This window comes from Streptomyces sp. GL_140 (genome assembly GCF_057834465.1).
Window position 1 is genome coordinate 2,162,149 of sequence record NZ_CM174404.1, and the last position, 24,067, is coordinate 2,186,215.

Genomic DNA, 24,067 nt, shown 5'->3' on the forward strand with positions numbered 1-24,067 from the left:
CCATGCCCAGACCACACGGATTCTCGTACGAACAGCTAGGCGACCACACCGTCGCCATCACCCACCAGGGCCGGTCCGCGACCACCCTGCGGGGCAGCCGGGCCGACAAGTTCCTCGCCGAGGTCGAAGCCGGTGACGCGCAGCTGGTGATGGCCCGCTGGACCGGCGCCTACAAGTTCGGGAACGAGCGGATGGCCAAGAACCACCCCCGGAACCAGGGCTGAGAACCGGGGCCGGTCGGCCACGGGACCCGCGAAATCTCGCCGGAGAGTAAGGGAACGGCAAAGCGACCCCGGTCGTTCTCCCGGCATGACCGCTATGACCCCTGGTTCCAACCTGCCGCTCAACACCGTCCGCGTGACGGTTGACGTGGCTGCCCCGGTGCGGCTCGACGTGTCCGGGCTGCTCCTCGCCGCCGACGGCAAGGTGCGTTCCGACGCCGATTTCATCTTCTTCAACCAGCCGGCCGGCCCCGGTGTCGCCTACCGGTCCGGCGGCGGTACGACACCGGACTCGATCACCGTGGACACCGGCTCGGTGCCGCCGGGGATCGAGCGGATCGTGATCACCGCCAGCCCGGACGCGGCCGGCCAGACCTTCCAGGGCATCGAGCCCACCGCCACCGTGCGGGACGCGGCGAGCGGAGCGGTGATCGCCACCTTCACCCCGCCGCAGCTCGGCACGGAGACCGCCCTGGTCGTCGTCGAGGTGTACCAGCGCGGCGGCGTGTGGAAGGTCCGCGCGGTCGGCCAGGGTTACGCGAACGGCCTCGCCGGCATCGCGACCGACTTCGGGGTCTCCGTGGAGGACGAGCCGGCTCCGGCGGCTGCGGCGCCCGTGGCCCCGCCCGTTCCCCCGGCTCCGGCGGCTCCCCCGGCGCCGGCCTCGTACCCGCCCTCCCCCTGGCTCGGCGCCGCGACCCCCGCGGCGGCGCCCCCGGCCCCCGTGGCCGCGCCCGCCGCGCCCGCCCCCGGGACCGGGAAGGTCAACCTCGACAAGGGCCGGGTCAGCCTCCAGAAGAACCAGACGGTCTCCCTGGTCAAGAACGGCCGCCCGCTGCTCTCCCAGGTCAAGATGGGCCTCGGCTGGGAGCCCGCGTTCCGCGGCCGGGACATCGACCTCGACGCCTCCGTCATCGCGTACGGCCCGCAGCGCAACCACATCGACAGCTGCTACTTCGGCAAGCTGTCCATCCTCGGCGGCTCGGTCAAGCACTCCGGTGACAACCTCACCGGCGAGGGCGCGGGCGACGACGAGGTGATCGTCGTGGACCTCGGCCGGCTCCCCGCCGACGCGACGGGGCTGGTCTTCACGGTCAACTCCTTCTCCGGCCAGAAGTTCACCGAGGTGGCCAAGGCCTACTGCCGCCTGATCGACGCCGCGACCGGCGAGGAGCTGGTCCGCTTCGACCTCACCGGTGCCGAGCCGCAGACCGGGGTCATGATGGCGAAGTTGATCAAGCAGTTCTCCGGCGAATGGGAGATGACGGCGATGGGCGAGTTTGTGAAGTCGCGCACAGTGCGGGGCATGGTCAAACCGGCCGCGCAGGCACTCTGAGCAGGTGAGCGGGCACATGGAGCGACCGCGCCGCGTTCCGGGGGCGCTCCAGGTGATCGATTCCACCCTTAAACCGGAGGTGGCTGTCAGTGCCCGCCCGTAGCCTTGAACCCATGCACCAGACACTCCAGCCCGCGGGTCCCGCGCGCCCGTCCGCCTCCGAGGCGAACGACGCGATCCGGCACCTTGTCGAGAGCCGGGTGGACGGCGAGTGGCCCTCCGAGGCGTACGAGTTCCTCCTTGAGGAATGGGCCGCGGCCAGCCGCGCCGAAGACTGCTTCTAGCTCGACATCCACCGGTACGAAGAAAATACGAAGAACGACGCGAAGAGAGAGCCGCCGGTCCCCTGGGCCCGGCGGCTCTCTCTTCGTATGCGCGGCAGGACCCCGCCGCGCGCCGGGTCAGCGCCTACGCCGCCACGGGCCGGTGATGGCCAGCATGATGCCCGGGTCCTGGATGTTCGCGAACAGGGTCCGCTCGTCCGGCGAGAAGCAGACGCCCGTGAACTCCGAGTACTCCGGCGCCTCGGGCGTCCCCATGTTCATCTCGTTGCGGGCCAGCGGGTAGGTGCGCCCCGACTCCGTCGCGCCGAAGAGGTGCTGCAGACCCGAACCGTCCTCCGCGATGATCAGACCGCCGTACGGGGAGACCGTGATGTTGTCGGGTCCGTCGAGGGAGCCGTCCGCCGCCGGGTCCGCGTTCACCCCGAGCAGGACCAGCAGCCGCATCGTGCGCCGCTTCGCGTCGTAGAACCACACCTGGCCGTCGTGCGCGGCGCCCGGGCTCTCCGAGCGGGCGTAGGAGGAGACGAAGTACGCCCCGCCGTCGGCCCACCACATGCCCTCCAGCTTGCGCGCACGGGTCACGGCCGACTCCCCGAACTGCTTGCGCACCGACGTGGTGCGAGCGTCACGGTCGACGACCGGCACCCAGTCGACCCCGTAGGTCGTGCCGATCTCCGTCGCCCGCGAGAGGTCATCGACGAACCGCCCGGTCTTGTCGAAGCACTTGGCCGCGGCCAGCACCCCGGCGTCGGCGGCGAGCGTACGGAGCCTGCCGCGCCCGTGGCGGAAGCCGCTCGGCGGGGTCCAGCGGTAGAGCAGCCCGTTGGGGCCGGAGGCGTCCTCGGTCAGGTAGGCGTGACCCTGCCTCGGGTCGATGACGACGGCCTCGTGGGCGTACCGGCCGAAGGCCTTGACGGGCTTCGGGTCGCGGTTGGCCCGGCGGTCGTTCGGGTCCACCTCGAAGACGTAGCCGTGGTCCTTGGTCATCCCGTTCTTGCCGGCCAGGTCCTCGGTCTCCTCGCAGGTCAGCCAGGTGTCCCAGGGGGTCGCACCGCCCGCGCAGTTGGTCGAGGTGCCGGCGACGCCGACCCATTCGGCGACCTCGCCGCCGCGCCGGACCTCGACGACCGTGCAGCCGCCGGCCGCGGCCGGATCGTAGACCAGGCCCTCGGTGAGCGGGACGGGGTGCGCCCAGTTCGCGCGCGGGCCCTTCAGCTCGTGGTTGTTGACGAGGAGGGTGACTCCCCGGTGTCCCTCGAAGGCGGCCGTTCCGTCGTGGTTGGACGGGGTGATCTCGCCGGAGTCCAGCTTCGTGACCCCGCTGTGGGTGATCACCCGGTAGGTGAATCCGGCCGGAAGGGCCAGGATTCCGGCCGGGTCGGGGACGAGCGGGCCGTATCCGGGGGCGTGCCCGTGGCCGTGGCCGTGCCCGTCGGACAGCGCGCCGTCGTCGGCGGCGAGCGCACCCGGGGCGGTGGCGAGTGCGCCGACCGTCCCCGTGAGTGCGACTCCCGCACCGGCGAGGACGGTGCGGGCGGTGAAGTCTCTACGGCTGAGCGGCATCGGATCTCCAGGGGTGGGGAGGGGCTGCGCTGTCGTACGGTCGTCGGCGCACACGCTCCCGCCCGCACGTGAACGCCGACTGAACTACCCGGGAAAACGAACCGACCCCTTCCCGGTGGCCGTGATGGCCGAGTCCTCTTCGGGAACGGCTTGTTGCCGGCGCCTCACGCGTTGCGGGACCGGGCCTTGAACGCGGCCTTCCGGGCCTCCTTCGCCGCCTTCTTGTCCGGGTGCAGCCGCCCCATCGCCTCCAGCACGGGGGCCGTCGCCGGGTGCTCCACCCGCCAGGCCTGGTCGAAGAATCCGGTGTGATGAGCGGTCAGTGACTCGATGAGGAGCGACAGTTCCGAGGCCTGGTCCCCGTCTCCCACCGCGAGCTGCGCCGCGATCGTGTCGATGGTCAGCCAGAACACCATCGCCTCGCCCGGAGCCGGTACCCCCACCGCCCCGCGCTCGGCCAGCCAGACCCGGGCGAGCCCGCCGAGCTCCGGATCGTCCAGCACCGCGCGGACCGCGGGCTCGGCCTCCGCGCCCGTCCGGGCGAGGGCCTGCTGGCAGCGCAGCCGGCGCAGCGGCCCGCCCTCGTCGGCTCCGCGGGCCCCGCTGAGCAGCTCCTCTGCGGCGGCGCCCGCGGGGCGCCCGGCCAGCCACTCGTCGATCTCGGCCTGAGCGGCGCCCTCGGAGTAGTGCGAGACCGCGTCGAGCAGCACGTCGGCGCCCTTGTCGGCCAGTTCGCCGACGGCCGGGGCCTCGACTCCGGCCTCCAGCATGCGGGCGCGGATCCCGTACAGGCCGAGCGGGGTCAGCCGGACCATCCCGTAGCGGGCGACGTCCTCGTCCTCGGCCACCTGGCCGGGGCCCGTGCCCACATGAGCGCCCGCGGCGAGCTCCTCGTCGTCGGCCTCCGCCATCAGGTCCTCGTCCACGGGGCGGAACTCCACCAGCCCGATCGGCTCCAGCTGCCGGAACTGGTCGTCGAGGCGCATCATCGCGTCCGAAACCTGCTCCAGTACGGCGTCGGTCGGATCGCCCATGTCGTGCGGCACCACCATCGAGGCGGCCAGCACCGGGAGCGGTACCGGGGCGTCGGCCGCACCTCCCTCGGCGACGGACAGGAGGTAGAGGTTGGCGAGGACCCCGTCGAGGAAGTCGGCCTCGCGGCGCGGGTTCCAGTCGAGCTGGTCGAAGTCGATCTCGCCGCCCGCGTCGAGGGCATCAACCAGGTCGTCCAGGGCGGGCACCGCCGCGTCGGCCAGGACGGTGTCCAGGGCGGCCAGCCACAGGTCGAGCACGTCGCCGGGGGTTCCGCCGGTCACCAGCGGCAGGTCCTCGCCGGGCTCGGCGGTACCGAACTCCGCGTGCTCCCCGTCCGGTTCCCCGGCGGCGGACCCGTCCTCCTCCGGCTCGGTGACGTCCACCAGGCCGGTGTCGACGGCGACCCGCCAGGCCTGGCTCGCGTACGCGGTGGAGTCCTCGTCGGCGGCGTCGAGGCCGAGCACGGCGACGGCCTCGGGCAGCTGCGCGGCGACGAGTTCGCCGCCGACGTCCACGCGGGTGTCCGGGCCGGCCCAGCGGGCGAGGCGTACGGCGCGGGCGAACAGCGGGGCCGCCAGGGCGTCCCGGGCCAGTTCCGCGTCGGGGAGCAGCCGTACCGGCGGCAGGGTGGGGTGCGAGTCTGCGGACATGGGGGCGGTTCTCCTCGCGGGCACGGATGGTTCGAGTGGCTCGGGTGGTTCTGGTGCTTCGGGTGGTTCTGGTGCTTCGGGTCGTACCGGTCGTACGGCTTCTGGTGGTTCGGGCCGTACGACTTCGGGTGTTTCGGGTGCTACGGCGTCCCAGCGTAGACGCATTTCGGGCGCGCCTGACGGGCCATCCCCTTTGGTTCATCCCACAGTCAGCCGCCGTATTCCCTGGAGGGCTTGACAACTTTGCTGGCCAAGAAGGAAATTGACGCGCGTAGATATCTCCTCCCTCCTCCTCACACCGGAGTTCCTGCCCATGCGCTCTTCGCATCCCCGTTCCGCCGCCGTCGCGGCCCTCGTCGCCTCCGCCCTGGCCACCGGCCTCCTCGCGGGGACCGCCGACGCCGCCGAAGGCGTCGCGTCCGCCGATCCGATACGCATCCACGACATCCAGGGCACCACTCGGATATCCCCGCTCGTCGGCAAGCAGGTCACCGATGTCGAGGGCATCGTCACGGGCGTGCGTACGTACGGCTCGAAGGGCTTCTGGATCCAGGACCCGAACGCCGACGACAACGACGCCACCAGCGAAGGCGTCTTCGTCTTCACCGGCTCGGCCCCGACCGTCGCCGTCGGCGACGCCGTCAAGGTCTCCGGCCTGGTCGGCGAGTACATCCCCGGCGGCGCCTCCTCCGGCAACCAGTCGGTCACCCAGATCACCAAGCCGGTGGTGACCGTGGTCTCTTCGGGCAACGCGCTGCCCGAGGCCGTCGCCGTCAACGAGTACTCGGTCCCGTGCGAGTACGCCCCGGCCGGCGACCCGGCCGCCGGCGGCAGCATCAACGGCCTGACCCTGGACCCCTCGCGCTACGCCCTGGACTACTACGAGTCGCTGGAGGGCATGAACGTCAAGATCGGCACCTCCCGCGTGGTCGGCGCCACCGACCCGTACTCGGAGCTGTGGGTGACGGTGAAGGGCTGGGAGAACAACGTCAAGAGAGGCGGCACGCTCTACGGCTCCTACGAGTCCCAGAACACCGGCCGCCTCCAGATCCAGCAGCTCGCGCCCCTCGCGCAGCAGCCGTTCCCGGTCGCCAACGTGGGCGACAAGCTGGTCGGCACCACCGAAGGCCCGCTGGACTTCAACCAGTTCGGCGGCTACACCCTGGTGGCCCGCACCCTCGGCACGGTCAAGGCGGGCACCCTCGCCCCCGAGAAGACCAAGGCGCAGGCCGCGAACGAGCTCGCGGTGGCCACGTACAACGTCGAGAACCTCGACCCGAGCGACCCGCAGACCAAGTTCGACAACCTGGCGAAGGCCGTGGTGGAGAACCTGGCCTCCCCCGACATCGTGGCCCTGGAGGAGATCCAGGACGACAACGGCGCCAAGAACGACGGCACCGTCTCGGCCGAGGCCACGCTGACGAAGTTCACGACGGCGATCGCGGCCGCGGGCGGCCCGGCGTACCAGTGGCGCTACATCAACCCGGAGAACAACAAGGACGGCGGCGAGCCCGGCGGCAACATCCGCCAGGTGTTCCTCTTCAACCCGGCCCGGGTCTCCTTCACCGAGCGCGCCCCGGGCGACTCGGTGACGGCGACCGCGGCGACCACGGAGAACGGCAAGGCGGCCCTGACCCACTCGCCCGGCCGCATCGACCCGTCGAACCCGGCGTGGGTGGACAGCCGCAAGCCGCTGGCCGGCGAGTTCGTCTTCCGCGGCAAGACGGTCTTCGTGATCGCCAACCACTTCGCCTCGAAGGGCGGCGACGAGGGCCTGACCTCCTCGCACCAGCCTCCGGTCCGTTCCTCCGAGGCCAAGCGGCTGCTCCAGGCGCAGGCGGTGAACGGCTTCGTCAAGAGCCTCCTGGCGGTGGACAAGAAGGCCGCGGTCCTCGCGGTCGGCGACATCAACGACTTCGAGTTCTCGGGCACGACGCAGGCGCTGGAGGACGGCGGGGCGCTGTACTCGGCGATCAAGTCCCTGCCGAAGGCCGAGCGGTACTCCTACGTCTACCAGGGCAACGCGCAGGTGCTGGACCAGATCCTGACGAGCCCGTCGATCAAGCAGTTCAGTTACGACAGCGTGCACATCAACGCCGAGTTCTCGGCCCAGAACAGCGACCACGACCCGCAGGTCGTGCGCTTCCGCCCGTAGCGGGCAGTGCGAAGGGGCCGGGCAGCACCGCCGCCCGGCCCCTTCGGCACACCCGGGGCATGACCCACGGATCCGCGCGGACCGGCGGGGCGCGGGCCCGGGGCCCCCTGATGGAACGGCCGCCGGCCGGACATCCGGGACCGCCGGGAGGCAAGATGAGGACCTTTGACCCTGGCGTGACGCTCAGCACATCCCTACCCATTCGGGCGGTTCTGGTGTTGAGTGTCCCCACGCCCGATCTTGTACCGCTCTCCTTTTGGAGGACCGCGTGTTCCCCTCCATCTCCCTCGCGCAGGAAATCGGCATCGCCGTCCTGCTCGTGGCAGCTCTCGTCTGGGTCATCGGCCTGGGCCACATGCTGTGGGACAGCCGCTTCCACCACCCGCAGCCAGGCGCCTTCGAAGGCCTCTCGGTCATCCCGGCCCAGCGCGGCATCTCCGCGCACCCGCTGGAGTCGGTGGAACTGACCGAGGCTGAGCAGCAGGCCTTCGCCGGCCTGGTCCGCACGATCCCGCTGAGCTGACCTGAGCCCGCGCCCCTCACCGGGCACCCGGATACGGCGAAGGCCCTCCCCCGCTCGGGTGGGGAGGGCCTTCGCCATATCCGGATCGGTCAGTTGTGGCTGTGGAGGACCTCGTTCAGGCCGCCCCAGGCCGCCTTGTACGGGCGGGCCTCGACGGCGCCGGTGACCGAGTTGCGGCGGAAGAGGATGTTGTTGGCGCCCGAGAGCTCCAGGGCCTTGACGATCTGGCCGTCCGGCAGGGTGACGCGGGTGCCCGCGGTCACGTAGAGGCCGGCCTCGACGACGCACTCGTCGCCCAGCGCGATGCCCACGCCCGCCTCGGCGCCGATGAGGGTGCGCTCGCCGATCGAGATGATCTGCTTGCCGCCGCCCGACAGGGTGCCCATCGTGGACGCGCCGCCGCCGATGTCGGAGCCGTCGCCGACCACGACGCCCGCGGAGATGCGGCCCTCGACCATGGAGGTGCCCAGGGTGCCGGCGTTGAAGTTGACGAAGCCCTCGTGCATGACGGTGGTGCCCTCGGCGAGGTGCGCGCCCAGGCGGACCCGGTCCGCGTCGGCGATGCGCACGCCCTTGGGGGCGACGTAGTCCGTCATCCGCGGGAACTTGTCGATCGAGGTGACCTGGAGGTGCAGGCCCTCGGCGCGCGCGTTCAGGCGGACGGTCTCGACCTGGTCGACGGCGACGGGGCCGAGCGAGGTCCAGGCGACGTTGGCCAGCAGGCCGAAGACGCCGTCCAGGTTCTGGCCGTGGGGCTTGACCAGGCGGTGGCTGAGCAGGTGCAGGCGCAGGTACGCGTCGTGCGCGTCCAGCGGCTTGTCCTCCAGGGAGGAGATCACGGTGCGGACGGCTACGACCTCGACGCCGCGGACCGCGTCCTGGCGGATCGCCTTCGGCGCGGTGGCTCCGAGCAGCTCCACGGCCTGTTCGGCGGTGAGGCGCTCGGTGCCGGCCGGGCCGGGCTCGGCGACCAGCTGGGGGGCGGGGAACCAGGTGTCGAGGACGGTGCCGTCGGCGGCGATGGTGGCAAGTCCGGCGGCGACGGCGCCGGTGGTACGCGTAGCAGTCATGTCCGAAACCTAACCGGCGACGGCCTGCGGTTGCGAACCGGTCTCATGTGCCGGGCGGGCGCGTCGCCGCACCTCCAGCCCGCCCATGATCAGCAGGGTCCCCCCGGCGGCCGCGCCGAGTACCGCGCACAGCGGCCACAGCAGGCCCGGCGCGGCGTCGTACAGGGCTCCGCCGAGGGGCGCCGCGAGGACGACGCCGCTGACGGAGACCCCCGCGTACAGGCTCTGGAAGCGGCCGATGGCGTGCTCCGGCGACTCGTCGGCGACGTAGGCCGTGGCGGTGGTCTTGTAGAGGATCTCGCCGAGGGTGAGCAGCACCATCATCGCGGCGGCGGTCGCGATCCCGACACCCAGCATCAGCACCGCGTAGCCGCCGCCCACCAGCACCAGGCCGGTGCCGATGATGTGCAGCGGGGAGCGCCGGCGCAGGGCGAGCGCGGCCGGGATCTCCAGGAGCATGATGACGCCGCCGTTGATCGCGATGAGCCATCCGTACGCGCGGGTGTCCAGGCCGTGGTCCGCGAGGAAGAGCGGGAAGGTCGTGTAGTGCTGCCGGTAGACGAAGTCGATGACGAGGATCGCGCCGAGCAGGACGAGCACGGAGGGCCGCGCCCGCAGCTCCCGCCACAGCCCCCCGCGGCCCAGACCCCCGTCCGGGGCCGCGGAAGGGGCCGTGGAAGGGCCCGCGGAGGGTGCCCCCGAGGGGTCCGCGGAGGATGTGGTGGCCATCGCGGCCGGGACGACCCGGGCGGTCCAGAAGGAGAAGAAGAGGGTGCCGAGGCCGTCCGCGACGAAGAGCCAGTCGTACGAGAACGCGGTCGCGACGAGGGCTCCGAGCGGTGAGCCCACCGCGAAACCGGCGTTGGACATGAAGCGGGTGAGGGCGAAGGCCTGGCGCCGGGAGCCTTCCGCCACGGTGACGGCGACCAGCGCGGAGTTGGCTGCGCGGACCACCCCGGAGGCGTACTGGGCCACCGGCAGGACGAGGGCCAGCAGGGCGGTGGGGACCGCCGGCAGGGCGACGAGGGCGGCTCCGCCGAGCGCGGAAGCGGTGAGCAGCACGCGGCGGTGACCGAAGCGGTCGCCGTACCAGCCGCCGGTGAAGTTCCCGGCGACCAGTCCGACGCCGCCGAGGCCGACGACCAGGCCCGCCTGGGCGGCGCCGAGGCCGCGCGGGCCGGTCAGGTAGAGGAAGACGAAGACGAAGGTGAAGCTGACGACGGCGTTGACGAAGATCCCCGCAGCCAGCAGCCGCACAACCCTCGGTACGTCCTTGAACCTTTGCAGCACACCCGTGTCCCCCGTGTTCCCCGGCGGGTCCCCTTGGCGAGTTCCCTTTGGGAACTAACCATGTCAGCATGGCAGCCTCGGGTCAACGGACAAAGGATTCCCAATGAAGTTGTCAAGCTCGCCCGGTGGCGCACTGTGAGCGTTTCATCCCAGCGTGACAGGGCTGGGCGGTGCGGTGATCTCGAAGGCTCGGCCGTCGCGTATGAGGGCCCACAGAACGTTCAATCGGCGCCGTGCGAGGGCGATGACAGCCTGCCTGTGGTTCTTGCCCTCGGCTCGTTTGCGCGTGTAGAACGCTTTCGAGGTGGGGCAGCATCGGGCGGCGACCTGGGCGGACATGTAGAAGACCCGCAGCAGGCGGCGGCAGTACCGCCGTGGCCTGCGCATATTGCCGGTGATCCGTCCGGAGTCCCTGGGGACGGGTGCCAGGCCGGAAACGCCGGCGAGACGGTCGGGACTGCCGAAGACGCTCATGTCGCCACCGGTGTGTGCGATGAACTCCGCAGCCAGGACCGGGCCGATGCCGGGCATGCTCAGGATGACTTCGGCGTGTGGGTGGTCGCGAAACCGGCCCTCGATCAGGGCATCGGTCTCAGCGATCTCCTCATCGAGGGCCATCACCTCCCTCGCGAGCTTGGCGACGACGACTGCGGCCAGCTTCTCCCCGGCGACAGCGGTGTGCTGGGCTTCGGCGGCCTCGATCGCCGTGTCCGCGACGAGTTTGTAGTTGCGGACCTTGCGGTTCTTCAGCCATTCGGCGAGACGGTTCTTTCCGATGCGTCGCAGGGCCGCGGGGGTCTGGTAGCCGGTCAGCAGCACGAGGGATGCCTTCGAGGTGCTGTAGTCGAAGGCCCGCTCCAGGGCGGGGAAGTACTCCAGCATCTGGGCCCGCATCCGGTTGATCGTCCTGGTGCGGTCGGCGGCCAGGTCCAGACGTCGCGAGGTGAGGATCCGCAGGTCCACGGCGATGTCGTCGCCGCGGTGCATGGTCTGCAGGTCGCGGCGCATACGCGCCTGGTCCGCGATGACGAAGGCGTCCTTCGCGTCCGTCTTGCCGTCGCCGCGGTAGGACCCGGAGGCGTGGTGGACGGTGCGGCCGGGGATGTAGAGGACCCGCTGTCCGTTGTCGGTCAGCAGGGCGATCATCAATGCGGCACCGCCGGCATTGAGGTCGATCGCCCAGGTGACCGGCTCACCCTGGCTCAGCTCCAGTACGTCGGCGAGCAGTTTGAGCAGTGTGGTCTCGTCATTGGCGACCCGTCGCGACAGCTTCCGCTGGCCGTCGGTGTCGATCACCACGCAGTGATGCTCGGCTTTGCCCGCGTCTGTTCCGGCCCACAGTTCGGGCACGGTCACCTCCGAAGTCGTTCCAGTACCGGTCCCAGCAGACGACCTCGCCAGCGTGTCCTTACCAAGCGATCTTGTCGCGCGCATCCCAATGAGTGGTCGAGTCGTCGCGGGATGCCGGGCGGCCAATCCTTTGAAGCCACCACTGGGCTGGAGAACCACAGCCACACCCGACATCCCCGGGTCTTCCGATCCTACGAGTGACCGGAATCAACCCACCAACAACGTAAAGAGTGCCATGGCCCAGCGCACGCAGCTCGACGACGCGGACTGCTCCATCGCCCAGGCCCTCGACGTCGTGGGCGACTGGTGGACGCTGCTGATCGTCCGGGACGCCGCGCGCGGCGTCGCCCGCTTCGACGAGTTCCAGCGCGAACTGGGCATGTCCCGGAAAGTGCTGACGGAGCGGCTGAAACTGCTGGTCGAGGCGGGGGTACTGACCCGCGAGCCGTACCAGGAGCGCCCCGTTCGGCACGAGTACCGGCTGTCCCCGCGCGGGCGCGCGCTGCTGCCGGTCCTGGTCGCCCTCCAGGACTGGGGAGACACCTGGATCCTGGGAGAGGGAGAAATGACGGCCACCACGCAAGAAGCCTCGCGGGAGGCGGCGCGGGTCCACGCGCTGCGCGGCACCCGACTGCCGGAGCTGATGCTGCCGGACCGCTTCGGCGAGCTCCGCGACCCGGTGGCGGACACCCCGTTCACCGTCCTGTACTGCTTCCCGGGCGCGTACGCGCGGGCCGATGCCTACCCCCCGGGGTGGGCCGGGATCCCCGGGGCCCGGGGATGCACCCTGGAGTCGTGCACCTACCGGGACCAGCTCGCGGAGTTCACCGCGGCGGGTGCGACGGTGCACGGGGTGTCGACGCAACGGCCGGACGAGCAGCGGGAGTTCGCACAGGCGGAGGCACTGCGCTTCCCCCTCCTGTCGGACGCGGAGCTGGGGCTCGTGGCGGCACTGCGCCTGCCCACCTTCCGGGCCGGGGGCGTCAGCCGGCTGAAGCGACTGACGCTGGTGGTGGACCGCGACCGGACGGTCCGCGAGGTCCTGTACCCGATCCAGGACATCGAGGCGAGCGTGGCCGCCGCCCTGACCGCGGTCCGCGCGGGCTAGGCCGACTTCGCGCCCGGCGCCAGGCCCCTCAGGGACGGCTCAGCCCCGCAGCACCCGCCCCAGGATCTCGCGCGCGTACGCCTCGTCGTACTCCCCGCCGGTCAGGAGCACCTGGAGGCTGATCCCGTCCATCACCGCCACCACCGCCCGCGCGGTGACCGGGTCCACCCGCTCCGCCAGGGCCAGCGCGACGGCCTCGCACCATTCGGCCGCCACCGGGCGCAGGGCCGGGCGGCGCAGGGCGGCCAGGTAGAGCTCGTACTCCAGCTCCGCGCGAGCCCGGTCCGCCGACAGCAGCCGGGCCAGCGACCGGGCCAGGTCGCTCCCGGGGGCCAGCACCGGCGTGAAGGCCTCGTTCGCCTGCCGCAGGGCGGCGACGAGCAGGTCGTCCAGGGTCGCGAAGTGGTAGGTGGTCGACCCGAGCGGGACGTCCGCCTCCGCCGCCACGCTGCGGTGGCTCAGCCCCGCGATGCCCTTGGCGCCGACCACCCGGATCGCCGCGTCGATGATGCGCTGCCTGCGCTCGGGGTCGTACCGGCGGGCCATCAGTGGCTCGCCCCGCCGAGGTTCAGCAGGACGACCCCGGCGATCACGAGCACGATCCCGCCGATCTTCGCGGCCGTCGCGGCCTCCCCCATGAAGACCATGCCTATGGCGGCGATCGCCGCGGTGCCGACGCCCGCCCAGATCGCGTAGGCCGTGCCGACGGACATCGACTTCAGCGTCTGCGCGAGCAGCGAGAAGGCGATGACGTACCCGGCCAGGGTGATCAGCGAGGGCCACAGCTTCGTGAAGCCCTCGCTGAACTTCATCGCGGTGGTCCCGGCGACTTCGGCGGCGATCGCGGCGGCAAGCAGTACGTAGGGCATGCGTACGACTGTACACATCGTTGGGTACGGGTGTACACATCTGTGTGTGCACGGGACATCCCCGCCCGCGGCCGCTACGGTGTCCGCGCAACCGGGCGAGGGGAGATCCGCATGGCCGAGCAGTGGACCCACCGGGGCGGCGGCCGGCCGGCCCCGCAGCCGCCCGGACCGGGGGTGACAGCCCCGCAGCCCCTGAAGTCCACCGACATACTCGGCGGCGCCTTCGCCGCCCTGGGCCGCCACGGCTCCCGGCTCGTCGCCGCCATGTTCCCCGGCCAGCTCTGCGCCCTGCTGCTCGTCGCCGCGGCCGCCGGCAGCGCCCTCGCGCTGGGCGTGCGGCCCGTCACCGTCCTGGTCCCGGCCATGGCCCTGGCCACACTGCTGACCTGGGCCCTGGCCACCGCCCTGTCCACGGCCGTACTGCGCGAGGCGGTACTCGGCCGCCCCGCCGCCGTCCGTACGCTGCTGCGCGCCGCGCGGCCCCGACTGGCTGCGGTGCTCGGCACCCAGCTCCTGGTCCTGACCGCCCTCGCCGGCCCCGGCGCCGCCGTCCTGGCCGCCGGGCTCCCGCCGCTGCTCGCGGCGGCCACCCTCCCGGTCGCGCTCGGACTCGGGGTCCTGTTCGTCCTGGCGCCCACGGCCGCCGCGTACGAGGGCCTCGGCCCGGTCGCCGCCCTGCGCAGCTCGGCCGCTCTGGTGCGCGGGGCCTGGTGGCGCACCTTCGCCGTCACCGCCCTGGCCGCCGCGATCGCGGCCGCGGCGGCGTACCTGGCCCAGCTGCCGTTCGCCTTCGCCGGCGCCCTCGGCCTGGTCCCGGCGATCGACGACGGCCCGGTCCGCGCGACCCTCGCCGCACTCGGCGGGATGGTCGCGCAGACCCTGCTGCTCTGCTTCCCGCAGCTCACCGCCGGCCTGCTCTACGTGGACCGGCGCATCCGCCGCGAGGACCTGGCGGCCGGACCCACCAAGGGGTCCGAGGCCGCCTAGGCCCTCAGTTCGGCGCAGTTCAGTTCAGCGTGAACCAGGCCGCGCGCGCCTTCTTCCACTCCGGGTGGGTGAGGTCCTTGGCCTCGATCCCGTCCCCGTACAGGTCGGCGGAACCGCTGTCGGTGACGAGCTGGACCCGCGCGCCCGCGACCGTCAGGTCCGGGACGTCCACGATGGCTTCCCAGCCGCCCGGGTCGGTGGTCGGCAGGTCGGCCCGCTTGACGGGGGCGTGGCCGGCGACGCCGTCCCACTGGTAGAGCGTGTACGGGTCGGAGTTGTCGTCCGCCGCCCACGAGCCGGCCAGGATCAGGTACTGGTTGGCCGCGTTCTTGCGGATGTCACGGATCGCCAGGCCACCGAGGTCGAGCTCGATGCCCGCGCCGAAGGTGGCCTTGGCGCCGCTGGAGAGCACCTTGTCGAAGTTGGTCACCGGCACGATCAGCGCCTTGCCGCCCGGCACCGCCGGGGCCAGCGGGGCGCGGAAGCCCAGGTAGGCGGTGGTCGTGGAGCCCGGGGCGAACTCCAGGCCCTCCACGTTGAAACCGTCGATCTGCTTGGGCGCCTCACCGGCCGCGGTGCCCGCCGCGAAGCCGTAGCGGTTCCCGTTCGCCTTGTCCCAGGCCACCAGGTCGTCGCGGAGCTTGGTGTACGAGCGCCCGTACGCGAGCTGCGTGGTCGAGCCGGAGCCGCTCAGGGTGGTGGTGAACACCGTGTTGCGGGGCGCCTTGTACTCGCCGTCCTTGTTGTTGCCCAGCGAGCCCGTCCAGTAGATGGTGTTGCCGATCAGGGTCGCCCCCTCGATGTCCACCTCCTTGGTGACACCGAGCTGCGAGCTGAAGTCCCAGGTTCTGACCGGCGCGGCCGAGCGGGAACGGTCGTACAGGCGCAGCACGTTGTTCTCGTCGTCGGCGACCACCGTGTAGCCGCCGCCGACGTCCACGGCGGCCGAGGAGTCGGAGGCGCCGGTGAAGTAGCGGGCGTCGGCCGGGTTCTGCACGGCGGGCGAGGCCGCGTAGTACAGCGTCTTGGTGGCGGTCTTGCCGCCCAGCCCGGTCACCTTGACGGTGAGGTTGGTGTAGCCGCGGCCGCGCGCGGTGACGGCCAGCTCCCGTACGGCGCCGGCCCCGGTGACGGTCACGTCGCCCGTCCCGGCGACCGAGGTCTTGCTGGAGGCCGAGGCGCTGACGGTGAGGGCGGAGACGTCCGCGCCGCTCTGCGCCACGGTGACGTTCACCGTCGGGTCACCGACGGCGCCGACGGCGCCCGAGAGGTAGGAGGCGGACAGGGAGATGGTCGGCGTGCCGTAGGTCGCGGCCTGCGCGGACACGAGGGGCGTGCCGGCGGCGAGCATCAACGCCGCGATACCGGCGATGCCGAGCTGCTTCTTCTTCATCGGTGTCCTCCACGAATCGGGCCGAGCGTGAACCATGCGGACCGGGACTTCTTCCACTCGGGGAAGGTGAGGTCCTTGGCCTCTTTGCCGTCCCCGTACAGGTCGGCGGAGCCGCTGTCGGTGATCAGCTGTACGCGGGCGCCGGGCACCCGCAGGTCGGGGACGGCGACCACGGCTTCCCAGCCGCCGGGATCGGTGGTCGGCAGGTCGGCCCGCTTGACGGGGGCGTGGCCGGCGACGCCGTCCCACTGGTAGAGCGCGTACGGGTCGGAGTTGTCGTCCGCCGCCCAGGAACCGGCCAGGATCAGGTACTGGTTGGCCGCGTTCTTGCGGATGTCACGGATCGCCAGGCCGCCCAGGTCCAGCTCGATGCCCGCGCCGAAGACCGGCTTGGCCGCTCCGGCCACGACCTGGTCGATGTTGGTGACGGGAACGATCAGCGCCTTGCCGCCCGGCACCGCCGGAGCCAGCGGGGCACGGAAGCCCAGGTAGGCGGTGGTCGTGGAGCCCGGGGCGAACTCCAGGCCCTCCACGTTGAAACCGTCGATGCTCTTGGGGATCCGGCCGGCCGCCGTACCGGCGGCGAAGCCGTAGCAGTTCCCGTTCGCCGTGTCCCAGGCGATCAGGTCCTCGCGCAGGCCCTTGTAGGCGGAGCCGAAGACGACCTCGGTGGCCGCGCCCGTCCCGGTGAGCCTGGTGGTGAAGACGGTGTTGCGGTCGGCCTTGTACTTGCCGTCCTTGTTGTTGCCCAGCGAGCCCGTCCAGTAGACGGTGTCGCCGACCCGGGCCGCGGCCTCGATGTCGACTTCCTTCTTGGCGCCGAGCGCGGCGCCGAGGTCCCAGGTCTTGACCGGGGCGCCCGAGCGGGAACGGTCGTACAGGCGCAGCACGTTGGTCTCGTCGTCGGCGACCAGCACGTAACCGCCACCGGCGTCCACGGCGGCCGAGGAGTCGGCGGAGCCGGTGAGGTAGCGGGTGCCGAGGACCCCGGTGCCCACGCGCGCCGAAGCCGCGTAGGAGAGGGTGGCCGTGGCCGTCCTGCCGCCGCGGCCGGTCACCCGGAGCGTCAGGTCGGTGTAGCCGCGACCGCGCGGGTGGACGGTCAGCTCGCGGCCGCCGCCGTGGCCGGTGCGGCGGAAGGTCACGTCGCCGGGGCGGGCGACCGCCGGGTTGCTGGAGGAGACCACGTCGACCTTGAGGAAGGCGGCGGGTATCCCGTCCTGTGCGACGTCCACGGCGACCCCGGGGTCACCGATCGCGTCGACGGCCCCGGTCAGGTGTGCCGCGGAGAGCACGATGGTCGGTACGGCCGCTGCTTCCTGCGCGGCGTACGCGGGCACGGCCAGCCCGGCGACGAGCACGGCTGCGGCCCCGGCAGCTCCCACGGCACCCCTGCGGTGCGCCGGTGAAACGCGAACGGTCACGGATGGTCCTCTCGTGTGCGCCGTCGTGTTTCTGACGGCCGTCGAGAAGATTCGGCCACCGTGGCCAACTCCCGGTGCACACGATCGGTCCTCCGGGAAAACAGCGGACCCCCGGCACACCCGTGCCGGGGGTCATCTGTTCACTCAGCGCTCAAGGTGCGCCGACCGGTCGTCTCAGACGTTGAAACCGAGCGCGCGCAGCTGCTCGCGACCATCGTCCGTGATCTTGTCCGGGCCCCACGGCGGCATCCAGACCCAGTTGATGCGCAGTTCGCTGACGATGCCGTCCGTCGCCGACTTCGCCTGGTCCTCGATGACGTCCGTCAGCGGGCAGGCCGCCGAGGTGAGGGTCATGTCGAGGGTGGCGATGTTCGCGTCGTCGACGTGGATGCCGTAGATCAGGCCCAGGTTGACGACGTCGATGCCCAGCTCGGGGTCGACCACGTCGTAGAGGGCCTCGCGGACCTCTTCCTCGGTGGCCGGCTTGATGGACGCCTCGGGCGTCGCGTTCTCGGTCATGCCGTCTTCCTCTCGGCGTCGCCCAGTGCCTGGGCGGTCGCGTCCTTCCACGCCATCCAGCTCAGCAGAGCACACTTCACCCGCGCCGGATACTTGGAGACACCGGCGAACGCGACCGCGTCCTCCAGCACCTCCTCCATGGCCTCGTCGGGCTCGATCTTGCCCTTGGACTGCATCAGCTCCAGGAACACGGCCTGGATCTTCTGCGCCTCGGCCAGCTCCTTGCCGACGAGCAGCTCGTTCAGGATCGACGCGCCCGCCTGGCTGATGGAGCAGCCCTGGCCCTCGTACGAGATGTCGGTGAGCGTCTCGCCGTCGTACTTCACGCGCAGCGTGATCTCGTCGCCGCACGTCGGATTGACGTGGTGCACCTCGGCGTCGCCGTCGCGCAGGCCACGCCCGCGCGGGTGCTTGTAGTGGTCCAGGATCAGTTCCTGGTACATGGATTCCAGCTTCACTGCGCCCTCGTCGCCTTCGTCGCCACCCTCTTCACCGGCCGACTCAGCCGAAGAAGTTCCGTACGTGCTCCAGCCCGTCGACCAGTGCGTCGACCTCGGCCGGAGAGGAGTACAGATAGAAAGACGCTCGCGTCGTCGCCGGAATTCCGTACCGGAGGCAGACCGGGCGGGCGCAGTGGTGACCCACGCGGACCGCGATGCCCTGCTCGTCCAGTACCTGGCCGACGTCGTGCGGGTGGATGTCACCGAGCACGAAGGAGATCGCGGCGCCGCGGTCCTCGGCCGTGGTCGGGCCGATGATGCGCAGGTCCGGAACCTCCGCGAGCCGCTTGATCGCGTACTCCGTGATCGCGTGCTCGTGAGCGGCGATCTTGTCCATCCCGATCGCGGTCAGGTAGTCCACGGCCGCGCCGAGGCCGACGGCCTGGGCGATCGGGGGCGTGCCCGCCTCGAACTTGTGGGGCGCCGGGGCGTACGTCGAGGAGTGCATCGAGACGGTTTCGATCATCTCGCCGCCGCCCAGGAAGGGCGGCAGGTCCTCGAGCAGCTCCTGGCGGCCCCACAGGACGCCGATGCCGGTCGGACCGCACATCTTGTGGCCGGTGAAGGCCACGAAGTCCGCGCCGAGCGCCTGGACGTCCAGCGGCATGTGCGGAGCGGCCTGCGAGGCGTCGATCAGCACCAGGGCGCCGACCTCCTGCGCGCGCCGGACGATCGCCTCGGTCGGGTTGACCGTGCCCATGATGTTGGAGACCAGCGTGAAGGAGACGATCTTCGTCTTCTCCGTGATGACCTCTTCGATGTTGGACAGGTCGAGCCGGCCGTCGTCGGTCAGGCCGAACCACTTCAGCTTCGCGCCGGTGCGCTGCGAGAGCAGCTGCCACGGGACGATGTTGGAGTGGTGCTCCATCTCCGTGATGGCGATCTCGGTCTCGCGGTCGACCCGGTAGGGCTCGTCCGCCCAGCCGAGCATGTTCGCGACCAGGTTGAGCGACTCCGAGGCGTTCTTGGTGAAGATCACCTCGTTGCGGCTCGGCGCGTTGATGAAGGCGGCGACCTTGTCGCGAGCGCCCTCGTACAGCGCCGTGGCCTCCTCGGCGAGCACGTGCACGCCACGGTGGACGTTGGCGTTGTGCTGCTCGTAGTACTCGTTCAGCGCGTCGAGCACCTGGCGCGGCTTCTGCGAGGTCGCAGCGTTGTCCAGGTAAACGATCTTCTTCCCGTCGTGGACCACACGATCCAGAAGGGGGAAGTCCTTGCGGATCGCCTCGATGTCGAGGAGGCCAGGCAGCTGTGTCACGCGGTCGCGCCACCCTTCGTGCTGTACGACTCGTAGCCTTCGGCCTCCAGCTTGTCGGCGAGTTCGGCGCCGCCGGACTCGACGATGCGGCCCTCGGAGAAGACGTGGACGAAGTCGGGCTTGATGTAACGGAGGATCCGCGTGTAGTGCGTGATCAGCAGGGTGCCGGTGTCGCCGGTCGCGTGGACGCGGTTGACGCCCTCGGAGACCTGGCGCAGGGCGTCGACGTCGAGGCCGGAGTCGGTCTCGTCGAGGATCGCGATCTTCGGCTTCAGGAGCTCCAGCTGCAGGATCTCGTGGCGCTTCTTCTCACCGCCGGAGAAGCCCTCGTTGACGTTGCGCTCGGCGAAGGCCGTGTCCATCTGGAGCTGCTCCATCGCGGACTTGACCTCCTTCACCCAGGTGCGCAGCTTCGGCGCCTCGCCTCGGATGGCGGTGGCCGAGGTGCGCAGGAAGTTGGAGACCGAGACGCCGGGGATCTCGACCGGGTACTGCATCGCGAGGAACATGCCGGCGCGGGCGCGCTCGTCGACGGACATCTCCAGGACGTCTTCGCCGTCCAGGGTCACGGTGCCCTTGGTGATGGTGTACTTCGGGTGACCGGCGAGCGCGTACGCCAGGGTGGACTTGCCAGAGCCGTTCGGACCCATGATGGCGTGCGTCTCACCCTGCTTGATGGTGAGCTCGACGCCCTTGAGGATCTCGCGGGCGCCGTTCTCGGCCTCGACGGAGACGTGCAGGTCGTGGATTTCAAGCGTTGCCATGGATACCTCAGGACTCCTGGGTGAGGGAGGCGCGTACGTCAACAAGGACGCTGCCCCCATCGATCTTTACGGGGTATACGGGTACGGGGCGCGTCGCGGGCAGACCCGAGGGCTTGCCGGTGCGCAGGTCGAAGGCCGACCCGTGCAGCCAGCACTCGATCATGCAGTCCTCGACCTCGCCCTCCGAGAGCGAGACGTTCGCGTGCGAGCAGATGTCGTTGATCGCGAACACCTCCCCCTCGGTGGAGACGATGGACACCGGCGTGCCGTCGAGTTCCACCCGCTTGGGGGTGTTCTCCTCGAGCTCGCTCAGCGCACAAGCCTTGAGATACGTCATCAGACGGAACCCTGGAGCTCGGTCTCGATCTTGGAGAGCAGGCGCTCCTCGATGTCGTCGACACCGATCTGCTGGACGAGCTCGGCGAAGAAGCCGCGCACGACCAGGCGGCGGGCCTCGTCGGCAGGGATACCCCTCGACTGGAGGTAGAAGAGCTGCTCGTCGTCGAAGCGGCCGGTCGCGGAGGCGTGGCCGGCGCCGACGATCTCGCCGGTCTCGATCTCCAGGTTCGGCACGGAGTCGACCCGCGCGCCGTCCGTGAGGACGAGGTTGCGGTTCATCTCGTAGGTGTCGGTGCCCTCGGCGGTCTTCTCGATGAGGACGTCACCGATCCAGACCGCGTGGGCGCCTTCGCCCTGCAGTGCACCCTTGTAGACCACGTGCGACTTGCAGTGCGGGGCCTTGTGGTCGACCAGGAGGCGGTGCTCCTGGTGCTGACCGGCGTCCGTGAAGTACAGGCCGAGGAGCTCGGCCTCGCCGCCGGGGCCCGCGTAGTTCACGCGCGGGTGCAGGCGGACGACGTCGCCGCCGAAGGTGACGATGATCGACTTGAAGGTCGCGTCGCGGCCGACCAGCGCGTTGTGCTGGGAGCAGTGGACGGCGGTGTCGTCCCAGTCCTGCACGGACACGACGGTGAGCTTGGCGCCGTCGCCGACGAGGAAGTCGACGTTGGCGGCGCGCACGCCGTCACCGGTGTGGTCGATGACGATGACGGCCTCGGCGAACGCCTGGACGTCGAAGACGGTGTGGCCGAAGGTCGTGCCGCCCTCGCCGTGCAGCGAGACGCGCACGGGCTCGGTCAGGACGGCCTCCTTGGGCACGGTGACGACCGTGGCCTTGGCGAAGGACGAGAACGCCTGGGCGGCGATCCGGTCCACCGGGGTGCCGGCCTTGCCGATGCGCGCGTCGCCGCGCTCCACGGACTCGACCGTGACGCCCTCGGGCGCGTCGATCTGGGCCTTCATGGTGCCGTTGGCGACCGCGGTGCCGTCGTGCAGGCCCTTGAGGCGGGCGAGCGGCGTGAAGCGCCACTCCTCCTCGCGCCCGTGGGGCACGGGGAAGTCCGCCACGTCGAAGGACGGGGGGGCACTCATCCGGGTGGCGACGGTGGACTCGGCGGCCACCGCGATCGCGCCGGCGGTGGTCGAACCCGCCGGAATGTTCTGAGCCTCAGCCATGGCTGTCGTGTTGCTCTCTTCCTTAAAGAATCTGCTGTGGGACTTCGGGCGGGTCGGGATTAACCGACCGAGCCCTCCATCTGCAGCTCGATCAGCCGGTTCAGCTCCAGCGCGTACTCCATCGGGAGCTCACGGGCGATCGGCTCGACGAAGCCGCGCACGATCATCGCCATGGCCTCGAACTCCGTCAGACCGCGGCTCATCAGGTAGAAGAGCTGGTCGTCGGAGACCTTGGAGACGGTGGCCTCGTGGCCCATGGACACGTCGTCCTCGCGGACGTCCACGTAGGGGTAGGTGTCCGAGCGGGAGATGGTGTCGACCAGGAGCGCGTCGCAGAGCACGTTCGACTTGGAGCCGTGGGCGCCCTCGCCGATCTCGACCAGGCCTCGGTAGGAGGTGCGGCCGCCGCCTCGCGCCACCGACTTGGAGACGATGTTGGAGGAGGTGTTCGGCGCCATGTGGACCATCTTGGAGCCGGCGTCCTGGTGCTGGCCCTCGCCCGCGAAGGCGATCGACAGGGTCTCGCCCTTGGCGTGCTCGCCCATCAGGTACACGGCCGGGTACTTCATGGTGACCTTGGAACCGATGTTGCCGTCGATCCACTCCATGGTCGCGCCCTCGTACGCCACGGCGCGCTTGGTGACCAGGTTGTAGACGTTGTTCGACCAGTTCTGGATCGTCGTGTAGCGGCAGCGGCCGCCCTTCTTCACGATGATCTCGACCACGGCGCTGTGCAGGGAGTCCGAGGAGTAGATCGGGGCGGTGCAGCCCTCGACGTAGTGGACGTAGGCGTCCTCGTCCACGATGATCAGCGTCCGCTCGAACTGGCCCATGTTCTCCGTGTTGATGCGGAAGTAGGCCTGGAGCGGGATGTCGACCTTGACGCCCTTGGGGACGTAGATGAACGAGCCGCCCGACCACACGGCGGTGTTCAGCGAGGCGAACTTGTTGTCGCCGACCGGGATGACCGTGCCGAAGTACTCCTGGAAGAGCTCCGGGTGCTCCTTGAGCGCGGTGTCCGTGTCGAGGAAGATGACGCCCTGCTCCTCCAGGTCCTCACGGATCTGGTGGTAGACGACCTCGGACTCGTACTGGGCCGCGACACCGGCGACGAGGCGCTGCTTCTCCGCCTCGGGGATGCCGAGCTTGTCGTACGTGTTCTTGATGTCCTCCGGCAGGTCCTCCCAGGAAGCGGCCTGCTTCTCGGTGGAGCGCACGAAGTACTTGATGTTGTCGAAGTCGATGCCCGAGAGGTCGGAGCCCCAGTTGGGCATGGGCTTCTTGCCGAACAGCTTGAGGCCCTTGAGGCGGAGGTTCAGCATCCACTCCGGCTCGGACTTCTTCGCCGAGATGTCGCGGACGACCTCTTCGGACAGGCCCCGCTTGGCGACCGCACCGGCCGCGTCGGAGTCGGCCCATCCGTATTCGTAGGTGCCCAGGCCATCGAGCTCAGGGTGAGCAGTCTCCGTGGTCATGCGGGGTTCCTCCCGGCCGTACTTGCAGATACTGATGTGTTGGTCTGTGCGGCGCCTGCGGCACCGGCGCCGCTTCCGCTGCGCGGAATGAACGTCGTGCACACCCCGTCGCCGTGGGCGATCGTGGCGAGACGCTGCACATGCGTCCCGAGCAGGCGGGAGAAGACCTCGGTCTCCGCCTCGCAGAGCTGCGGGAACTGTTCGGCGACGTGTGCCACCGGGCAGTGGTGCTGGCAGAGCTGTTCACCGCTGTGCGGACCGGGAGCGCTCTTCGCCGTAGCAGCGTACCCGTCTCCGGTCAACGCCCTGGCAAGGGCCTCGGTCCGGTCCGCGGGGTCGGCCGCCTCCACCGTCTCGCGGTAGGTCTCCGCCTGTGCAGCCAGCCTCGCCTTGGCGAAGGCGGCGATCGCCGCCGCCCCCTGCTCGCCGCCGCCGGCGGCCTGCGCGATCCAGCGCATGGCGTCCGCGGCGAGCGAGTCGTAGGACTGGTCGAAGGCGTCGCGTCCGCAGGCGGTCAGCGCGAAGACCTTGGCGGGCCGACCCCGGGTGCGCGCGCCGTACACACGCTGCTCACGGGGTTCGACCACGTCGTCGGCGACGAGCGTGTCGAGGTGGCGGCGGACGGCGGCCTGGGTGAGGCCGAGGCGCTGGGCGAGGTCGGCGACAGTGGAGGGACCGTGGTCCAGGATCGACCGCGCGACCCGGTTGCGGGTTGACCGCTCCCCGGTCGCGAGTTCGCCCTGGGGGGCCTCGCTCATCCGTTCGCCGTATTTCACAA

Annotated in this window: 24 protein-coding genes; 7 read left to right on the top strand and 17 right to left on the bottom strand. The window is 70.6% G+C overall.

Annotated elements, in window-relative coordinates; all coding sequences use genetic code 11:
• The first annotated feature begins 2 nt into the window (after positions 1-2).
• The 3 genes from AC3IYJ_RS10155 to AC3IYJ_RS10165 all read left to right on the top strand — a co-directional run bounded on the left by AC3IYJ_RS10155 (position 3) and on the right by AC3IYJ_RS10165 (position 1,841).
• Positions 3-224, top strand: coding sequence for a hypothetical protein (locus tag AC3IYJ_RS10155; RefSeq protein ID WP_489400985.1), 222 nt, complete (start codon positions 3-5; stop codon positions 222-224).
• A gap of 94 nt (positions 225-318) precedes the next feature.
• A complete protein-coding gene (locus AC3IYJ_RS10160; protein WP_489402764.1) occupies positions 319-1,557 on the top strand; it encodes a TerD family protein in 1,239 nt (412 codons plus the stop codon).
• A 113-nt stretch (positions 1,558-1,670) separates the two neighbouring features.
• A complete protein-coding gene (locus AC3IYJ_RS10165) occupies positions 1,671-1,841 on the top strand; it encodes a hypothetical protein (protein ID WP_330295761.1) in 171 nt (56 codons plus the stop codon).
• Positions 1,842-1,958: 117 nt separating this feature from the next.
• On the opposite strand, the gene AC3IYJ_RS10170 is transcribed toward AC3IYJ_RS10165, so the two are convergent.
• Positions 1,959-3,404: an alkaline phosphatase PhoX gene (locus AC3IYJ_RS10170; RefSeq protein WP_489400986.1), complete on the bottom strand. Its 1,446-nt coding sequence runs from the start codon at positions 3,402-3,404 to the stop codon at positions 1,959-1,961.
• A gap of 164 nt (positions 3,405-3,568) precedes the next feature.
• A complete protein-coding gene (locus AC3IYJ_RS10175; protein WP_489400987.1) occupies positions 3,569-5,089 on the bottom strand; it encodes a hypothetical protein in 1,521 nt (506 codons plus the stop codon).
• Between the two features lie 313 nt (positions 5,090-5,402).
• Between AC3IYJ_RS10175 and AC3IYJ_RS10180 the strand changes: the two genes are divergently transcribed.
• Both AC3IYJ_RS10180 and AC3IYJ_RS10185 read left to right on the top strand, forming a co-directional pair.
• The gene (locus tag AC3IYJ_RS10180; RefSeq protein ID WP_489402765.1) at positions 5,403-7,244 is read left to right on the top strand and encodes a DUF8508 domain-containing protein; all 1,842 of its coding nucleotides are present in this window, start codon (positions 5,403-5,405) and stop codon (positions 7,242-7,244) included.
• A 268-nt stretch (positions 7,245-7,512) separates the two neighbouring features.
• Positions 7,513-7,767, top strand: a complete 255-nt coding sequence (locus AC3IYJ_RS10185; RefSeq protein ID WP_489400988.1) for a hypothetical protein — start codon at positions 7,513-7,515, stop codon at positions 7,765-7,767.
• An 89-nt stretch (positions 7,768-7,856) separates the two neighbouring features.
• Here AC3IYJ_RS10185 and dapD read toward each other — a convergent pair whose 3' ends face one another.
• From dapD to AC3IYJ_RS10200, 3 genes are all read right to left on the bottom strand, one after another.
• Positions 7,857-8,837 (bottom strand): 2,3,4,5-tetrahydropyridine-2,6-dicarboxylate N-succinyltransferase, encoded by a 981-nt coding sequence (gene dapD / locus AC3IYJ_RS10190; RefSeq protein WP_489400989.1) that lies wholly within the window; start codon positions 8,835-8,837, stop codon positions 7,857-7,859.
• A gap of 9 nt (positions 8,838-8,846) precedes the next feature.
• Positions 8,847-10,124, bottom strand: a complete 1,278-nt coding sequence (locus tag AC3IYJ_RS10195) for an MFS transporter (RefSeq protein ID WP_489402766.1) — start codon at positions 10,122-10,124, stop codon at positions 8,847-8,849.
• A 147-nt stretch (positions 10,125-10,271) separates the two neighbouring features.
• Positions 10,272-11,477 (bottom strand): IS110 family RNA-guided transposase, encoded by a 1,206-nt coding sequence (locus AC3IYJ_RS10200; RefSeq protein ID WP_489399227.1) that lies wholly within the window; start codon positions 11,475-11,477, stop codon positions 10,272-10,274.
• Positions 11,478-11,712: 235 nt separating this feature from the next.
• Here AC3IYJ_RS10200 and AC3IYJ_RS10205 point away from each other — a divergent pair, with 235 nt between their 5' ends.
• The gene (locus AC3IYJ_RS10205; protein WP_489400990.1) at positions 11,713-12,585 is read left to right on the top strand and encodes a winged helix-turn-helix transcriptional regulator; all 873 of its coding nucleotides are present in this window, start codon (positions 11,713-11,715) and stop codon (positions 12,583-12,585) included.
• 39 nt (positions 12,586-12,624) lie between these two features.
• On the opposite strand, the gene AC3IYJ_RS10210 is transcribed toward AC3IYJ_RS10205, so the two are convergent.
• A complete protein-coding gene (locus AC3IYJ_RS10210) occupies positions 12,625-13,131 on the bottom strand; it encodes a TetR/AcrR family transcriptional regulator (protein WP_489400991.1) in 507 nt (168 codons plus the stop codon).
• A complete protein-coding gene (locus AC3IYJ_RS10215) occupies positions 13,131-13,454 on the bottom strand; it encodes a DMT family transporter (protein ID WP_330295769.1) in 324 nt (107 codons plus the stop codon). The genes AC3IYJ_RS10210 and AC3IYJ_RS10215 overlap by 1 nt, the downstream gene beginning before the upstream one ends.
• Positions 13,455-13,565: 111 nt before the next feature.
• Here AC3IYJ_RS10215 and AC3IYJ_RS10220 point away from each other — a divergent pair, with 111 nt between their 5' ends.
• Positions 13,566-14,441: a hypothetical protein gene (locus tag AC3IYJ_RS10220; RefSeq protein WP_489400992.1), complete on the top strand. Its 876-nt coding sequence runs from the start codon at positions 13,566-13,568 to the stop codon at positions 14,439-14,441.
• 19 nt (positions 14,442-14,460) lie between these two features.
• Here AC3IYJ_RS10220 and AC3IYJ_RS10225 read toward each other — a convergent pair whose 3' ends face one another.
• The 10 genes from AC3IYJ_RS10225 to AC3IYJ_RS10270 all read right to left on the bottom strand — a co-directional run bounded on the left by AC3IYJ_RS10225 (position 14,461) and on the right by AC3IYJ_RS10270 (position 24,047).
• Positions 14,461-15,834: a DUF3616 domain-containing protein gene (locus AC3IYJ_RS10225; RefSeq protein WP_489400993.1), complete on the bottom strand. Its 1,374-nt coding sequence runs from the start codon at positions 15,832-15,834 to the stop codon at positions 14,461-14,463.
• Entirely contained in the window at positions 15,831-17,258 is a 1,428-nt protein-coding gene (locus tag AC3IYJ_RS10230; protein ID WP_489400994.1) for a hypothetical protein, read from the bottom strand. Before AC3IYJ_RS10230 ends, AC3IYJ_RS10225 begins: the two co-directional genes overlap by 4 nt.
• A 174-nt stretch (positions 17,259-17,432) precedes the next feature.
• Positions 17,433-17,777 carry a metal-sulfur cluster assembly factor gene (locus AC3IYJ_RS10235; RefSeq protein ID WP_073913993.1) on the bottom strand — a complete coding sequence of 115 codons (345 nt, stop codon included), beginning with the start codon at positions 17,775-17,777 and terminating at the stop codon, positions 17,433-17,435.
• Positions 17,774-18,235, bottom strand: coding sequence for a Fe-S cluster assembly sulfur transfer protein SufU (gene sufU / locus AC3IYJ_RS10240; RefSeq protein ID WP_384652633.1), 462 nt, complete (start codon positions 18,233-18,235; stop codon positions 17,774-17,776). The genes AC3IYJ_RS10235 and sufU overlap by 4 nt, the downstream gene beginning before the upstream one ends.
• A gap of 43 nt (positions 18,236-18,278) precedes the next feature.
• A complete protein-coding gene (locus tag AC3IYJ_RS10245) occupies positions 18,279-19,535 on the bottom strand; it encodes a cysteine desulfurase (protein WP_330295773.1) in 1,257 nt (418 codons plus the stop codon).
• The gene (gene sufC, locus AC3IYJ_RS10250) at positions 19,532-20,299 is read right to left on the bottom strand and encodes a Fe-S cluster assembly ATPase SufC (RefSeq protein WP_266876885.1); all 768 of its coding nucleotides are present in this window, start codon (positions 20,297-20,299) and stop codon (positions 19,532-19,534) included. Before sufC ends, AC3IYJ_RS10245 begins: the two co-directional genes overlap by 4 nt.
• A gap of 7 nt (positions 20,300-20,306) precedes the next feature.
• Complete coding sequence (locus tag AC3IYJ_RS10255) at positions 20,307-20,636, bottom strand: bifunctional 3-phenylpropionate/cinnamic acid dioxygenase ferredoxin subunit (RefSeq protein WP_489400995.1); 330 nt, start codon at positions 20,634-20,636, stop codon at positions 20,307-20,309.
• Complete coding sequence (gene sufD, locus AC3IYJ_RS10260) at positions 20,636-21,814, bottom strand: Fe-S cluster assembly protein SufD (RefSeq protein ID WP_489400996.1); 1,179 nt, start codon at positions 21,812-21,814, stop codon at positions 20,636-20,638. Before sufD ends, AC3IYJ_RS10255 begins: the two co-directional genes overlap by 1 nt.
• A gap of 59 nt (positions 21,815-21,873) precedes the next feature.
• On the bottom strand, positions 21,874-23,289 hold the full coding sequence (gene sufB / locus AC3IYJ_RS10265) for a Fe-S cluster assembly protein SufB (protein ID WP_382979579.1): 1,416 nt from the start codon (positions 23,287-23,289) through the stop codon (positions 21,874-21,876).
• Positions 23,286-24,047 carry a helix-turn-helix transcriptional regulator gene (locus AC3IYJ_RS10270; protein ID WP_489400997.1) on the bottom strand — a complete coding sequence of 254 codons (762 nt, stop codon included), beginning with the start codon at positions 24,045-24,047 and terminating at the stop codon, positions 23,286-23,288. Before AC3IYJ_RS10270 ends, sufB begins: the two co-directional genes overlap by 4 nt.
• Positions 24,048-24,067 lie beyond the last annotated feature (20 nt).

Bases quoted from the DNA above. Each gene is read 5' to 3' on its own strand.
- AC3IYJ_RS10155 (WP_489400985.1), top strand. From the start codon at position 3: ATGCCCAGACCACACGGATTCTCGTACGAACAGCTAGGCGACCACACC.
- AC3IYJ_RS10160 (WP_489402764.1), top strand. From the start codon at position 319: ATGACCCCTGGTTCCAACCTGCCGCTCAACACCGTCCGCGTGACGGTT.
- AC3IYJ_RS10165 (WP_330295761.1), top strand. From the start codon at position 1,671: ATGCACCAGACACTCCAGCCCGCGGGTCCCGCGCGCCCGTCCGCCTCC.
- AC3IYJ_RS10170 (WP_489400986.1), bottom strand. From the start codon at position 3,404: ATGCCGCTCAGCCGTAGAGACTTCACCGCCCGCACCGTCCTCGCCGGT.
- AC3IYJ_RS10175 (WP_489400987.1), bottom strand. From the start codon at position 5,089: ATGTCCGCAGACTCGCACCCCACCCTGCCGCCGGTACGGCTGCTCCCC.
- AC3IYJ_RS10180 (WP_489402765.1), top strand. From the start codon at position 5,403: ATGCGCTCTTCGCATCCCCGTTCCGCCGCCGTCGCGGCCCTCGTCGCC.
- dapD (WP_489400989.1), bottom strand. From the start codon at position 8,837: ATGACTGCTACGCGTACCACCGGCGCCGTCGCCGCCGGACTTGCCACC.
- AC3IYJ_RS10205 (WP_489400990.1), top strand. From the start codon at position 11,713: ATGGCCCAGCGCACGCAGCTCGACGACGCGGACTGCTCCATCGCCCAG.
- AC3IYJ_RS10210 (WP_489400991.1), bottom strand. From the start codon at position 13,131: ATGGCCCGCCGGTACGACCCCGAGCGCAGGCAGCGCATCATCGACGCG.
- AC3IYJ_RS10215 (WP_330295769.1), bottom strand. From the start codon at position 13,454: ATGCCCTACGTACTGCTTGCCGCCGCGATCGCCGCCGAAGTCGCCGGG.
- AC3IYJ_RS10220 (WP_489400992.1), top strand. From the start codon at position 13,566: ATGGCCGAGCAGTGGACCCACCGGGGCGGCGGCCGGCCGGCCCCGCAG.
- AC3IYJ_RS10225 (WP_489400993.1), bottom strand. From the start codon at position 15,834: ATGAAGAAGAAGCAGCTCGGCATCGCCGGTATCGCGGCGTTGATGCTC.
- AC3IYJ_RS10235 (WP_073913993.1), bottom strand. From the start codon at position 17,777: ATGACCGAGAACGCGACGCCCGAGGCGTCCATCAAGCCGGCCACCGAG.
- sufC (WP_266876885.1), bottom strand. From the start codon at position 20,299: ATGGCAACGCTTGAAATCCACGACCTGCACGTCTCCGTCGAGGCCGAG.
- AC3IYJ_RS10255 (WP_489400995.1), bottom strand. From the start codon at position 20,636: ATGACGTATCTCAAGGCTTGTGCGCTGAGCGAGCTCGAGGAGAACACC.
- sufD (WP_489400996.1), bottom strand. From the start codon at position 21,814: ATGGCTGAGGCTCAGAACATTCCGGCGGGTTCGACCACCGCCGGCGCG.
- sufB (WP_382979579.1), bottom strand. From the start codon at position 23,289: ATGACCACGGAGACTGCTCACCCTGAGCTCGATGGCCTGGGCACCTAC.
- AC3IYJ_RS10270 (WP_489400997.1), bottom strand. From the start codon at position 24,047: ATGAGCGAGGCCCCCCAGGGCGAACTCGCGACCGGGGAGCGGTCAACC.